The organism is Pseudomonas sp. ASL8 (assembly GCF_056680355.1).
Genome location: NZ_CM155278.1, coordinates 1,669,241 through 1,682,940, shown reverse-complemented (window position 1 = coordinate 1,682,940; position 13,700 = coordinate 1,669,241). Strand labels below are relative to the sequence as shown.

The following is a 13,700-nucleotide window of genomic DNA, read 5'->3' as shown; positions in this document are numbered from 1 at the left end:
TCATATGTAGATCATCATTTAACGCTATCAGAATAGTTTTCCGCAGGCCGTCTACGCGTCCTTCGTTATCGATTCGTTATTCAGAAATTAGCCTATGAGTCGGTAGGACGCTGTCATCAGCGTCGGCCGGGCGATGCAAGCCTGAAACCCTGGGTGTGCGATCAGGCCGCTACCCTTCAATCGGGCAAGTGATTGAAGGGCTGCGGGCGCTGCACTTTGACTGTCTGGCGCTTGCGACCGAAACGCTCAAAAAACGTTGAGTCAAAAGCACAGAAACATCAACTTATTGAACGTTTTTCAACTTCACGACATCACCGGAAACAGTGGTGGTGTAGCCCGTGAGTACCCATGCCCAGAACCAGTTTTCCTGCACTTGGGTGTTGATCATTGCGTCACCACCCTTGGATTGAATGGCGTCATTCTGCGCGCGAACAAACCGGTTGTTCTGTTGGATAGGAATCACGCCAAACAATAGAAGACCGGTGGCTTTTGCTTCGCTATGGCCAATAACCGTGTACTGGCTGCTTTCCAGTTGGCTGGTTTTCATCGGTGTGCCTGTGCAGCCACTGATTGCCAGGACCAAGAGCAAAGAGGCCGAAATTTTGCTTGTGTAATTCAAGGTGAAGCTCCATCTGGAAAAAAGCCTGAAAGTCATTTTCAGGACAGCTCGCCATTTTAATCTGGACAGTGGCTAATTGAAATTATGTCTTGATGGCTGATGCCCTATGACACTTGCCAATAAGCCGATATCGATTTTTTTCACCCATTTTGCGAACCCACGGCCCACTTTGTTATCTAGTAATGGGCAGTTCCATGCGGCCGAGGGCTTGATCGGGCGCATTTCCCACGCGTATGTGCAGGGCGGCACAGCATCATCTGAGAGGCTTCACCTTTATGAATCGCAGGAATCTTCTGAAAGCATCGTTGGCCCTGGCGGCCTATACCGGCTTGCCCGCTGCCGGGCTGTTTGCCGCGCGCGCCATGGCAGCCACGGCCGACGGCGAGATCGAGCATTTCGATTTCGAGGCCCTGCAAGCTCATGCCAAGCAACTGGCCGGCAACCCCTTCGTCGATACCAGCCAGCAATTGCCGCCGACCTTGGCGAAGATGACCCCGCAGCAATTCAACGCCATCCAGTACGACCCCGCGCACTCACTGTGGAACGACATCAAGGGTCAACTGGATGTGCAGTTTTTCCATGTTGGCATGGGCTTCAAACAGCCCGTGCGCATGTACAGCGTCGACCCCCAAACCAAGGAGGCGCGCGAGGTGCACTTCCGTCCGCAGCTGTTCAACTACGAAAGCAGCGGCGTGGACAAGGCTCAGCTCAAGGGCGATCTGGGGTTTGCCGGCTTCAAGTTGTTCAAGGCACCGGAAATTGCGACTCACGACGTTTTATCGTTCCTCGGCGCCAGCTACTTTCGCGCAGTCGATAGCTCCGGGCAGTACGGCCTCTCCGCTCGCGGCCTGGCCATCGACACCTATGCCAAGCGCAAAGAAGAATTCCCCAACTTCACCAAGTTCTGGTTTGAAACACCGATCAAGGACAATACCCGCTTCGTCGTCTACGCCCTGCTGGACTCCCCCAGCGCGACAGGCGCCTATCGCTTCGACATCGATTGCCAGGCCAGCCAGGTGGTCATGGCCATCGACGCGCACATCAATGCGCGACAAGCCATCGAGCAACTGGGGATCGCGGCGATGACCAGCATGTTCAGCTGCGGCACCCATGAACGGCGCATGTGCGACACCATCCATCCCGAGATCCACGACTCCGACCGCCTGGCCATGTGGCGTGGCAACGGCGAATGGATCTGCCGCCCGCTGAACAACCCGGCCACCCTGCAATTCAACGCCTTTGCCGACAAAGACCCCAAAGGCTTCGGTCTGGTGCAGACCGATCACGAATTCTCCAGCTATCAGGACACGGTGGACTGGTACAGCCGCCGGCCTAGCCTGTGGGTCGAGCCGACCACCGCGTGGGGCGAGGGCTCTATCGATCTGCTGGAAATCCCCACCACCGGCGAGACGCTGGACAACATCGTGGCCTTCTGGACACCGAAAGCCCCCGTCACCGCAGGGACTTCGCTCAACTTCGGCTACAAACTCTACTGGAGCGCCCTGCCGCCCGTTGGCACCCCGTTAGCCCGCGTACACGCTACCCGCTCAGGCATGGGCGGCTTCATCGAGGGCTGGGCTCCAGGCGAGCATTACCCGGAAGTCTGGGCCCGCCGCTTTGCTGTCGACTTCACTGGCGGCGGTCTGGAAAGACTGGCCGAGGGCACAGGAATCGAGCCGGTGATCACGGTATCCAGCGGCGAAGTGAAGGACTTCAACGTGCTGCTGATCCCGGACATCAAAGGCTATCGCATAACGTTCGACTGGTACCCCAACAGCGACTCGGTCGCGCCGGTTGAACTGCGCCTGTTCATTCGCACCCATGACCGGACACTGAGTGAAACCTGGCTTTATCAGTATTTCCCTCCCGCCGCCGACAAACGCCGCTATAACTAAGTAATCAAGGGCAGGATTTAAGGCTGACGCTTGCAAAAGCGTCAGCCTTTTTTACAAGTGTGTAAAATTTTAGAGTCATAGAGACCCTTTATTTCTGACTTTCCGGTGCACTAAAAAACCACGTCAATTTTTCATCACCTATGTATTTCAATGACTTGAGACCATAAGCAATTGTACCCAAGCGACTTCCGTTAAAAGATTGACGAATTGATTTGACAGCACTCACAAGTGACGTTGATATACGGCTAATTACCTCTCACATCACACCCGCCGTCCTCGATTGAACCCCATTAGTGGCTGTTCTACAGGCGGTAGCTTTGCCGTGCGCGATGGCGAACAAACATCCTTTATCTACGCGCTTCAGAGGGCAGCAAAACATGATGTCGAACTCCCCTTCCGCCTCAACTGAAAACCCTTCGATCCTCTCATTCAACAAATCGACATTGGTCATCTGGGTGGCCATCAGCCTGATCGTGGTCGAAACCTTCTCCGGCGCCCTACGCTATTACTTCGATATGGCGGGGATTTCCGCGCTGCTGTACCTGCCTAAAATGGGGTGTGCCGTGCTCTTCGCGCTGGAGCTGCTGACGTTCAAAACCTCGCGCCTGTTCTGGATCGGGTTGTTATTACTGCTGTTGTCCAGTCAGTTGGCCCTCCTCCACGGCGCCAGCCTGAACAATGTGGGTTTCAGCCTGTTCGCCATCAGCCCGTTCCTGTTCGCGATGGTCTGCAGCGAGCACCTGATCAATCAAAAAAGCCTGTTAGGCAAGTGTGTCGCCCTGTGCCTGGTCGCCTCGGTGGTCGGCCTTCTTTTGGATAAATACACCACGGTGCCCTGGAAGGGTTACACCTACCAACTCGGATCGATTGAGCTGAGTGCCAACCGTGCCTGGACTGCGGACGACATCGATCGACTCGCCGGGTTTGCTCGGGTGTCCAACGTGTTGTCGATCATGATTGCGATCTTCAGTCTTTATCTGCTGATGTTCATCCGCTCCCGGATATTGTTCGCCGCAGTGTGTGTCGTGGCGTTTTTCAGCATTCTCCTGACCACCAGCAAAACCCCAACCGTGGCCTTTCTATTCACGCTTGGGCTGCTGGCCGTCATCCGCTACCGCTGGACCAGTGCGTGGATTTTCGTGATCGCCGTGTCGATGGGCGTGATTTTGCCCGCCATGGGGGTGATACATGACTTTGACCCCAATGCGGCCAGCAGCAACAGTGGCGGAGGCCTGGCCTCGTTTTATGATCGTCTGGTCAATACCTGGCCACATCTGATCATCCTGATCACCAATGAAGGCTGGAGTTGGCTGGGCGTGGGTTTCGGCATGTTCGGCAGTGCTGTCTTTGTGTCCCCGGTGCCGCATGCCGACATGCTCGGCACATCGGACAATACCGCCGTTTACCTGTGGGCTATTTTCGGCTTTGCAGGGGTGTTCCTGTACATGCTGCAATTGCCGCTACTGTTCCTGCTGCGTGATTACTCGACAACCCGTATGGACCGCGCCTTGTTGGCCGTCACCTTTTGCATCTGCGTGATCAGTTGGACCACGGACATGTTCGAGGTCACCATGTCCAACCTGTTTCTGGGGCTGGCAATCGGTCATACGCTGAACCGCACACTCAGCCCCCAAGACAACGCCAGCCCCGCACTGGCGCTCACGCCCCCCCTCGACACCCTGTCGTCTGCCCTGCCCGACCAGCGTTGAGAAGCCCAATGAAAGCAAACGTTCGCCTCAGTATTTTCGTAGGCCTTATGGGCCTGCTGCTAACCGGCACAACCCGCGCCGAAGACGTCTTCATCGTAGGGGTCGGCACCCACTTGATGGAGTCCCTAACCCTACAGAAACGCGCCCTGCAATCCGCCGCAGACGCGGGCATCACGTCCGTGCGCGACGATGCCTTCTGGTCGACCGCCGAACCTGCGCGCAATCAGCTGCGTATCCTTCCGTCGTGGGAAACGTACCTCAACGGCGCCAGAAACCTGCAGTTGAGCACCATGCTGATTTTTGGCTACGGCGCCGTTCCCTATGACGGCGCCAAGCCGCGTACGCCCAACGTCACAGCCGCCTACCATAACTACATCGATTTCGTGAGTCGCCGGTTTGGAAACAGGGTCGATTTTTACGAAGTCTGGAACGAGTGGGACATGGAAGGCACAAAAGACCCGGCATTGAGTACCGACTACGCCGCGCTGGCCAAAAGCGTCGTCCCCTGGGTTCGTAAAAACAATCCGCAAGCAAAAGTACTCGCCGGCGCCGTGACATCCAAAGGCATGCTCGACGGCTTCGTTGATCGCCTGATCGATGCCGGAACGCTGAACGAGGTGGACGGTCTGTCCCTGCATCCTTATGTGCATTGCATGAGCCTGGCGCGCAACACCCCTGAAAGCTGGGCCAACTGGATGCGAGGCTACGAAGCGCAGGTGCGTGACCGTGCCAAAAAAGCCGTTGCGATTTACCTGACTGAAATGAGCTGGCCCAGCCACCAAGGCAACTGCGGGATCAGTGAAGCCAAACAATCGTCCTACCTCGCGCGCAGCTATTTCCTGGCGCGGACCATCCCCAATATCAAAGGGATGTGGTGGTATGACCTGCTCAACGACGGCCAGGACAAAGGCGAACAAGAACATAACTTCGGCCTGCTGCGACCGGACCTCCAGCCAAAACCCGCTTACAGCGTCCTCAAGGCCATCAGCCCGATACTGCGCGAATACACCTACGACGCCGACGCCAGCGTGCAGGCCGACGACGTCTACCTGCTCAACTTCCACAAAGGCCCGGAGCGCGTCGTCGTCGCCTGGACAGCCAGCCGATCACGGCAGAAAAGTGTGCTCGGCAGCACCCAGCTCACAGGCAACGTTCAACTCATCGACACCGCAGAGCCAGACAAAGGCCTGCATGACAGCGGCGAGCCTTGGGCCTGCAATGCCTCCGGGTGCAGCGCGTCAGTGACCCTGAGCGACTTTCCGAAAATCATTACATTGGGCACGGCGAGCGTGGTGTCCAAACGCTGACTGGTCAGCCGTTCGATTTGAGTTAATCCAGCCCCGACAAAAATGCCCGGCAGACCGAAACGTCTGCGCGGGCATTTTTTTTGGGTACGGAAAAATCCATTGGCGCTGTAGGGCATAGCCTTATTAACCCCTGCGGCCCTCCAGAAACACCCTCCGCAATCTGGCCCCCGCCCGCCGTGCACTTCCGGGAAACCGCACAGGCTTTGGTCGAGTCAGCGCTGATCAGGAGTCAACCGGTTTCGGCCAGGAAGGGCTGAAGGGAGAGCGAGCGTTGTAGCGTCTTCGCAGACAAGTCAGCTCCTACAAATAATGTTCTATTTCAAACGATTACTGCTTGTTTGATAAGAGCAGGCTTATCGGGTTTAGAACCAGCGCCAGGATTTGGCGGGGGGTGCGGCTCGGAAAGAATCGCGTAACGCAGCGGCATCTATCGTGCGTTTTTTCGGGTTCAGCGCCAGTGCGGTTTGCAGGGCCGGCCAGCAGGTTTTGGGCAGGTGTTTGGGCTTTTTCAGTTTTCGGTCCAGTTTTTTCTCTCGGGCTTCGATGCCCGTCAGTCGCTGGAAAGGATGTTTGCCGCTCGCCAGTTCGAACACCACACAGGCGACAGCGTAAACATCGGTGCTCATCGACAAGGGTCCGCCTTCGAGTAACTCGGGGGCCGCGTAGTTAGGTGTCCAGGCCTTGATGCGCTCGCGGCTCAGGGTCGGCAGCCCTGGAAGGACGCCGTCCATGGCCTGCCCGAGGCCAAAGTCGAACAGGCGCACGCCGTCTTCGGTGAGCATCACGTTACTGGGCTTCAAGTCACCGTGCAGTACGCCTCGGCTGTGGGCATGCGCCAGGGCGTCCAGCAATTCGATGGCGATATCGCGCAGTTCGATCCAGGGCACGCCGAGTGGCCGTTCGCACAGCAAGCGGTCCAGCGGCAGACCTTGCATCAGCTCCATGGTGATAAAGGCCCGCCCACAGGCCGAGTCCACGTCGAAATCAAACATCTGCATCACGCCGGGGTGGCGCAGGTGTCGGGTCAAGGCGAACTCGCTGTACAGCAGCGCATTGGCATCGGGAGAACCTTCGAAGGCTTCACCGAGGATTTTCACGGCAATCTCGGCGCCGGTTTCACCGAACTGCTCATGCAACAAATCCCGCGCCCGATAGACCGTGCCCATGCCACCAGCACCCAGCAAACGCTCGATGCGATAACGGCCAGCCAGCACGTCGGGCAGCGGTGGCAGGGGCTCGGTCATTGGCTGATCACCACGGCGGTCAGGTTGTCCCGCGCGCTGCCACGCCGTACTTCGTCGAACAGCGTGTGCATCGATTCCAGACTCAAGGCTTCGCGCAACATTTCGTTGTCGAGGCCCTGATAGAACCCGTCACTGCACAGCAAAAACACATCGCCCGGACACACCTCCAACTCCAGCACTTCCAGTTTCAGCTGATCGCTGGCGCCGATGGCCCGGGTCAGTGCGCGGGCGTTGGGATACTGGCTGGCTTGTTCAGGTGTCATTTTTTGCTCGTCGATCAGTTGCTCCAGCAACGAGTGATCGCGGGTCAACTGATGCAGACGACCTTCGCGCAGCAGGTAGCAACGGCTGTCACCCGCCCAGACACACGCGCCGCGTGTGCCGTCGATCAACAGTGCCACCACCGTGCTGCCCATGATGCTGTCACGGCGATCCGGGGTGATGGTCAGTTCCTGGCTCATTCGTCGATTGAGCCAGTGCAGGCACTGCCGCACGGCAATCACCCGCTCGTCGAAGCGGCCCTCCTCGGGCAGCTCGGCGAGGTGGGTGACGATCATCTGGCTGGCGACATCGCCGCATTGATAACCGCCCATGCCATCGGCGACCGCCCACAATCCGTGCTGCGGGCAGTCAAGAAACGCGTCCTCGTTGCGCGCCCGCACCTTGCCGGTGTCGGTACGCGCCACACTGCGCCAAGGGTTTGCCGGCCCCATCAGAGCTGCGCCGGCAGACGGAAGCTGCGCAACGCGTCCACATCAAACGGGTTCGGCGAGCGCTGACTGAGCAACAGGTAGTTGGCGCGCAGGCCACCCACGTCGGCCTTGAGCACCATCACATCACGGCCTTTTAGGTATTCGGTCTGCATCAGGTCAAACAGGCGGAACAACGACCAGGGGCCTGTGTTTTTCTCGATGCCCACCGGGCGACCGACCATTTTTTCCAGCACCAGACTCGTGCGGCCGTCTTCGGCGTCGGTGGGCCAACTGAACGACATCGGCACGATAGGTCCGTGGCGGTAGTCCATCTGCTGGTTGCCGAAGCGGAATTCAGCACGGCTCACGGTGGGGTCCAGGGTGTAGGGCTCAAGCTTGAATTGCACCTGCGGCTCGTTCGGGTTCTGCGCAAAAAAGCTTTGGCGGATGACCTGCACGTGACCCATTTGCGTCAGGTACAGACGCGACATCGGCAAGCTGCGGCCGTCGATGCTGCGCAGACGGTAGTTACCCGCAGTGCCACTGACGAAGGGCCGCATGTAGGTGTCGAAGAATCGATCCGCCACGCCCTGCGCCTTAAAGAACTCGCGGAAATCGCTAATGGCGACGTCACTGGTGCTGTGGGCATTGAACGGGTAGCGCTGGTGCAGACCCTTGCTGTAGAACGCGTGCAGTTCGCTCTGATAACGCTGATTCAGGTACTGATAGGCATCGTTGAGCACCAGCATCCAGGTGTCTTCGGCCAGCACGTCCAGCCAGCCACTGACGGGGCGTGGCAAGCGGTTGGTTGCGCCGCGCAGGCTGTTCAGCGCATCACGCTGGCCGTTCATGCGCAGTTTCGCCATTTCGTAAGCCGCCTGTTCCGGCTGACTGGAACGCGCCAGGCTCGCGACCTGTAATTGCAGGTCGTTGAGCGCTTGCAAGGTCGGCATCAGCTCTGCTGCCGGACCGTTGTTGGCGTCCAGCAGTTGATGCAGCGGTTCGAAACGACGCTGCATGGATTTCTTTGCAGTGTCCGGCAGGCTTTTGGCGAGTGCGCCTTGCGCCTTACCCGCTGCCGCAGCGGCGACTTTGCCTATGGCGCCTAATTTGCCGCCCGCATCATCGACCGCGTCGGCCAGTTGCTCGGTACTTTCGCTGAGGTCCGGGAAACGGGTGTTGTCGCGCACTTCCACCAACAGTTGCAGCAGCGGTGAATTGGCGGCGGTCAGGCCGGCGAGCTGGCTAGCGCCCTCGCCCGCGCTGCTGAACGGTTGCAAGCCCAACTGGCCGATGGCTTCGCCCCAATGGTTGGCGTAGTCGCGGAAATACAGCTGCTCCAGTTCGACCATCAAGCGACGCAAGTCCATGCCGCTGATGCCGGTGCTTTCACCCAGCACCCAGTTATCCCGCAGGATTTCGTTCACCAGACTTGCACCCTGGGTGGTGAAGAACTGTTGATAACCGCGTTGGGTGTAGAAGCCAGGAATCAGGTAATCGGTGCCGCTGAACAACGCGCCTTGTGGGCCGAGGTGCTGGCTGAGGCGGTATTCCGGCAAGCTGTTGGCTTGTTCACGCAGGGCGCGATACACCACGGCGGATTGCGATTCGGCCCGCAGGACTTGACGTGCCTGGGCCACCAACCCGTCGTTAAGTGGATAGACAAATCCGTGTGTGAGCAGGCGACTGAAATGCTCGTTCAAGCCGTTCTGCACCGGGGTGTTGCCGATGTAGCGCAGCGACCAATCGGCTGCGACCCACTCCTTGAGCCAGGTCGAATCCCGGCGCTCGGTGAGGTTGAGCATCAGGTAGGCGCGCAGGCTGCCCAGCAATCGTTCGCGATCATTCATGTTGGCGCGCACATGCGCTTCAAGGGTGCGGGCGACGCGTGGCAACAGTTGTTCTTTCAATTCACGCTGATAAGCATCGTCGAGCACCGGGTAACTTGGCTCGCCCTGATAAAGCCCGTTGCGTTCATGCAGCTGCACATCACTGAGCGCAGGGAATACGCGGCTTGCGGCGTAGCCCGTGTCCAACAGCTGAAGCGCGGCCATGGCGTCATCTTGAGGCGCCAACTCCGCATGCTGTTTGGTCAGGTTTTGCGCAAACTCACGCAGTTGTTCAAGACGGCTGTGGTTGGCAGAAAAGCCAAGGGCCCAGAGCAGGCCGAACGCTCCCAGCGCAGAAAATGCCGTGACGTACAACGCACGCTGGCCCCAATGGATACGGCGGCGCTCGCGCTTGTTGAGGCCCGCAAGTTCAGCTTCGGGGAAGATCACGTGGCTTAGCAGGTGATTGATGAAGCGGGCCGAGCCGGTGAACATCGGAAGGCCGGCTTCGCTTTTTTCAGCGCCCTTGAGCGGGACGCCTGACTGAGTGGCGCTGGTCAGGTAGAAGCCGCGAAGTCGGCTGGCACTTTGGTAGCGATTGCCGCCCAATGTGTCGTTCACGAACTGGCACAAGCCTGGGCCAATCGCGCCCAATTTATGCGGAAAATCGAGAATAACGGCACTTCTCTCCGGCATCCGTTCCTGATGCATGCGCGGGATCACCTGACTGTTGAGGCGTTGCAGCAGCACTTCAAATTCCTGGCGCAATACCCTGAGATCATTGCCGTTCTGATCATCGGCAAAGCTTGCACCCAATACCTGATCGCTCTCCTGTTTTGTGAGCTGATCGAAAAACACCTCGAAGCCCTCAATCTCATCCGTTTTGCTCAGCACCAGGTACACCGGCAGATCAACGCGTAACTGTTGACGAATATCCTTCAAGCGGTCACGCAATGTCAGTGAGAGGCGTTTTAGATCATCCTGCCTGTCGGTTTTTTTGCGACCCAACAGCTCGGCTGGAACCGTAATAATGACCCCATTGAGCGGTCGGTTTCGACGCCGCGTGCGCAGCAGGCTGAGGAGGGTTTTCCAGGTGTGTCGATCGGCATCGTCCTTCGAATCCAGAACGGACCCACCGGTATCAATCAACACACCCTGTTCGCCGAAGTACCATTCGTAAAACGTTGGGCCAGGCGCCAACCGGGTGTCGACGTCGTTGAGTGGAAACGCCAGACCCGAGCGCTTCAGCAGGCTGCTCTTGCCGCTCTGCTCCGGGCCGATCAACAAATACCACGGCAACTCGTTGCGCCAGCGCTCGCTGCGTCCGCGATACAGGCTGGCGGTTTTCAGGGTGCGAAGCGCTTTTTTGAACAGTTTGCGCAGGCGCTTATTTTTATCCGCGATGTCCTGCTCACGCTGCTGTCGGGCTTTGCCGTCTTCGCTTCCTTCGGCCTCCTGTTTACGCTGAGTGCTCCGCCAGCTTTCATAAACGACGAACAAACCCCACGCCAGACACAGCGCGCTGATGCTCAGTAAACGAGCGCTCGCGTCTTCCCAGAACTTGTAATCGTCAACGGCCAGCAGCGGCCCCAAAAACCACACCGCAAGCGCGGCCAACAGCGCCAGCAGCAGCGTCCAGACCCAGGTCTTTCCGAGGAAGGTCGCCAGTTTTTTAAAGAAAATTTTCATCGTGCATCCCTGTCCTGCAACGGCGATTGAGTCATTGCCGCATCAAGCTGACGGTAAGGTTCAAGAACGGTCTCGCGCTGTTCGCTCAGTACCCAGGCGAACCCGGAATACATGACCGCCAGACACATCAGGGTGAACAGGACGACCAACCACCACGGGACGATGCGCACCAGATTTCGGCGCTTGTCCTGGAGGCCATGCCAATGGGGTGACAGCTCACGCGGAACGTCACCGCGCAGATGGCGAATGGTTCGGTAGAGGCCATCGCGGATGTCCTCCAATTCGGCCTTTTCTTGCTCTTTGACGCCGTGCTTGCCCCTGAACCCCAACGCCAGGCAGAGGTACATCAGTTCAAGCAGGTGCAGGTGCTTGACGGGATTCACGCTGTAACGGGTCAAAATCTCGAAGAACGCTTCACCCCCGGAGGTTTTCTGGTGAAGCTCGTTCAGCAGGGTCATCTTGGACCATGTACTGCCCTCGCCTGCCTTGGTTTGCAGCACCGCCTCATCGACAAAGGTACAGAGCACATAGGACGCGTCATTGAGCAAATGACGCTCGGCGCCGAGCTTTGCAGCATGTGCTTGATACCCCTTTAGGTCAGTCAACAACGTGCTGTGCAAGGTTTCGAGGTTGGCCTTATTGTCGAGGTTTTTGAGCCCCGCAACGGCCGACAGCGCATGAGCGGCTGCGGCGACCAACGGGTTGATACTCGCGCTGTAGGTGTCGAGCGAATGGCTTTGGGCGGATTGGTTTTTTTGGGCTTCCAGATCCTGGGCCTGGACCGAGCCCGGAGCATTGGTCACTGAACTGGACCCAATGGACTGGCTGTCAGCAGGCCAGTACTTGGTTTTATCCTCGTCGATCCTTTCATTCATGCCATTCATTTCTTGATCGCCCAAAAATCGAGTTCAAGGGCCGCGATTTCGCTGGACACATGGAACGCAAAACCACCGGACTTCTTCAGTTGCGCCGATTCCTCGGTGTCCAGATCAAGAATGAAATAGGCCTTGTCGGCATGAAACGCGAGTTCCCGGGGGGCGACGGGCAGCGGTCTGAGCTTGAAGCCCGGCAGGTGTAGATTGACCAGATTGCGGATGGTTTCGACCGTGCCGATCTTGAGCTGGGCAGGCAGGCGATTGCGCAGTTCTTCAGCCGTGCAATGGGCGCCGGCTACCAGCACGAAGGTCGAGCTGTCGAAATGTTGATGGTCGGCGATTATCGCGACCTGAACACCGTAATCGCGGGCAGTGATCGGCAGCGGCGTCGCATGTTCTTCAAGCACCATCGCCATCAATTGGCGGAAAACATTCAACAGCGCTTCAAAGCTCAGGCTCAGATCGCTGTGTCTATAGTTGAGCGTTACGGGTACGCGCCTGTTAGCGCTGGCGAAAGTCGATAACTCACCCACCACCGTCAGTAGCGTGCGGTACAACTCCTCGGGGTGAACGTGTTGCAGATCTTTGTAATGAAGCAGGATCAACTGCGTGCGATTCATCATCTGCATCAGCATGAAATCACCCACCTCAGAGCCACCCATCTTGCCGTTGGAGCTCAGGCGCTCGGCCAAGGCCGCACAACGGGTGTCCACCAACCGGATCACTTCGTCCAAACGTCTCAGCAAATACTTCGAAGCCTTGGAATGAATGACCGTCGGTGAGTAACTGTCATTCATCGTGACCCCGCCATCCTCCGTGCAATCGGTGATCTCCCCCACCTTCAGCGTCACAAAAACCTGATCGCTCTGTTGCTCGCCCAGCAGCAAACAAAAATTCGGTCGGCCGCAGTGCACCTGACTTTCAATGCCCTCCCCGGCATTTGAATTGGCAATCGGCATGTCGTAGATGGTGTAGCGTGCCAGCACGTCTTTATCTTTCTCCTCTCGGGCTTCGATGTAGTTGCCCGTCATCAGTGGCAGCCCGAGGTAGACCGAGGTTTTGCCGATGTTGTGCGGCACTTGCACCATCAGCGGCTCGATAAGACCCTCCAGGTTAAACAAGCTTCCGTCGGGGAGAATGCCGCTTGCGCGACTGAGTACCAGCTTGCCGATTTTTAAAGGTTCTACCTCGATCTCCAGCTCAAGAAACCCCCACATGTAACGCCCCAGCAACTGGGTACGGGTTTTCATCTGGTTATCGTAATAACGGTCGTTGTGCTGGAAGTGCTGCGGGCGCAGAAGCATGCCTTCGCGCCAAATGACTTTATGGGCGTTCATGGTCAGTCTCCTGCCGTGGCGAGTGGGTTAAGCGCGTTGTGGATACCGGCCTGATCAAGGCGCAGCTCGGCGTAGGTTCGTTCGGTCGGCGTCAGTTGGATCACATAGCGCCATTTGGTTTCTGGCAGGTCACGGTAGGCCGCCAGCACGCCGACATAGCGACTGCCACTGTCGACGCTGAGCTTGAGGTCGAGGCTTTCGCCCGGCCGTAACTCCAGCTCTTCACCGGCCACCCAATCGGGCGCCAACGATTCCTTGGGCCGTTCATACAAGCTGAAAAAATCGCCATTTTCGAAGGCCACCGGGTTCTTCAACTCCAGCAAGCGCAGCACTATCGGCGAGGGGCGACCGTGGAGGTCGGGGTTGAGTCGGTCGCTGGCCGTCAGCTTTAAATCCAGCTTGGTCAGTTTGGAATACGGCGACAGCGTCGAGCACCCCGCCAGCAGCAACAGGGTGGCAATGGCGACCAGGGGTTTGAAACGGGAGATATTCAAGCCAGACATG

At 57.9% G+C, this 13,700-nt stretch carries 10 protein-coding genes; 3 read left to right on the top strand and 7 right to left on the bottom strand.

Annotated features, from left to right (window positions below):
• Positions 1 to 283: 283 nt before the first annotated feature.
• Entirely contained in the window at positions 284 to 619 is a 336-nt protein-coding gene (locus AC1MEA_RS07540) for a hypothetical protein (RefSeq protein ID WP_480917251.1), read from the bottom strand.
• A gap of 275 nt (positions 620 to 894) precedes the next feature.
• On the opposite strand from AC1MEA_RS07540, the gene AC1MEA_RS07535 reads away from it, so the two are divergent.
• The 3 genes from AC1MEA_RS07535 (at position 895) to AC1MEA_RS07525 (ending at position 5,530) form a co-directional block, all read left to right on the top strand.
• A complete protein-coding gene (locus AC1MEA_RS07535; protein WP_480917250.1) occupies positions 895 to 2,514 on the top strand; it encodes a glucan biosynthesis protein D in 1,620 nt (539 codons plus the stop codon).
• Between the two features lie 377 nt (positions 2,515 to 2,891).
• On the top strand, positions 2,892 to 4,223 hold the full coding sequence (locus AC1MEA_RS07530; RefSeq protein ID WP_480917249.1) for an O-antigen ligase family protein: 1,332 nt from the start codon (positions 2,892 to 2,894) through the stop codon (positions 4,221 to 4,223).
• Between the two features lie 8 nt (positions 4,224 to 4,231).
• Positions 4,232 to 5,530 (top strand): hypothetical protein, encoded by a 1,299-nt coding sequence (locus tag AC1MEA_RS07525; protein WP_480917248.1) that lies wholly within the window; start codon positions 4,232 to 4,234, stop codon positions 5,528 to 5,530.
• A gap of 362 nt (positions 5,531 to 5,892) precedes the next feature.
• Here AC1MEA_RS07525 and AC1MEA_RS07520 read toward each other — a convergent pair whose 3' ends face one another.
• The 6 genes from AC1MEA_RS07520 to tssJ are packed head-to-tail and all read right to left on the bottom strand — an operon-like array spanning position 5,893 to position 13,699.
• Positions 5,893 to 6,774 carry a serine/threonine-protein kinase gene (locus tag AC1MEA_RS07520; RefSeq protein ID WP_480917247.1) on the bottom strand — a complete coding sequence of 294 codons (882 nt, stop codon included), beginning with the start codon at positions 6,772 to 6,774 and terminating at the stop codon, positions 5,893 to 5,895.
• Positions 6,771 to 7,487, bottom strand: coding sequence for a PP2C family protein-serine/threonine phosphatase (locus AC1MEA_RS07515; RefSeq protein ID WP_480917246.1), 717 nt, complete (start codon positions 7,485 to 7,487; stop codon positions 6,771 to 6,773). Before AC1MEA_RS07515 ends, AC1MEA_RS07520 begins: the two co-directional genes overlap by 4 nt.
• Positions 7,487 to 10,984 carry a type VI secretion system membrane subunit TssM gene (gene tssM, locus AC1MEA_RS07510; protein WP_480917245.1) on the bottom strand — a complete coding sequence of 1,166 codons (3,498 nt, stop codon included), beginning with the start codon at positions 10,982 to 10,984 and terminating at the stop codon, positions 7,487 to 7,489. Before tssM ends, AC1MEA_RS07515 begins: the two co-directional genes overlap by 1 nt.
• Entirely contained in the window at positions 10,981 to 11,859 is an 879-nt protein-coding gene (icmH, locus tag AC1MEA_RS07505; protein WP_480917244.1) for a type IVB secretion system protein IcmH/DotU, read from the bottom strand. Before icmH ends, tssM begins: the two co-directional genes overlap by 4 nt.
• Before the next feature lie 5 nt (positions 11,860 to 11,864).
• Entirely contained in the window at positions 11,865 to 13,196 is a 1,332-nt protein-coding gene (gene tssK / locus AC1MEA_RS07500) for a type VI secretion system baseplate subunit TssK (RefSeq protein WP_480917243.1), read from the bottom strand.
• Between the two features lie 2 nt (positions 13,197 to 13,198).
• Entirely contained in the window at positions 13,199 to 13,699 is a 501-nt protein-coding gene (gene tssJ, locus AC1MEA_RS07495; RefSeq protein ID WP_480917242.1) for a type VI secretion system lipoprotein TssJ, read from the bottom strand.
• Position 13,700: the final 1 nt, after the last annotated feature.

What these genes read in the sequence shown, in the direction of transcription:
- AC1MEA_RS07520 (WP_480917247.1), bottom strand. Translation starts at nt 6,774, where the DNA reads ATGACCGAGCCCCTGCCACCGCTGCCCGACGTGCTGGCTGGCCGTTAT.
- AC1MEA_RS07525 (WP_480917248.1), top strand. Translation starts at nt 4,232, where the DNA reads ATGAAAGCAAACGTTCGCCTCAGTATTTTCGTAGGCCTTATGGGCCTG.
- tssK (WP_480917243.1), bottom strand. Translation starts at nt 13,196, where the DNA reads ATGAACGCCCATAAAGTCATTTGGCGCGAAGGCATGCTTCTGCGCCCG.
- tssM (WP_480917245.1), bottom strand. Translation starts at nt 10,984, where the DNA reads ATGAAAATTTTCTTTAAAAAACTGGCGACCTTCCTCGGAAAGACCTGG.
- AC1MEA_RS07515 (WP_480917246.1), bottom strand. Translation starts at nt 7,487, where the DNA reads ATGGGGCCGGCAAACCCTTGGCGCAGTGTGGCGCGTACCGACACCGGC.
- tssJ (WP_480917242.1), bottom strand. Translation starts at nt 13,699, where the DNA reads ATGTCTGGCTTGAATATCTCCCGTTTCAAACCCCTGGTCGCCATTGCC.
- AC1MEA_RS07535 (WP_480917250.1), top strand. Translation starts at nt 895, where the DNA reads ATGAATCGCAGGAATCTTCTGAAAGCATCGTTGGCCCTGGCGGCCTAT.
- AC1MEA_RS07530 (WP_480917249.1), top strand. Translation starts at nt 2,892, where the DNA reads ATGATGTCGAACTCCCCTTCCGCCTCAACTGAAAACCCTTCGATCCTC.
- icmH (WP_480917244.1), bottom strand. Translation starts at nt 11,859, where the DNA reads ATGAATGAAAGGATCGACGAGGATAAAACCAAGTACTGGCCTGCTGAC.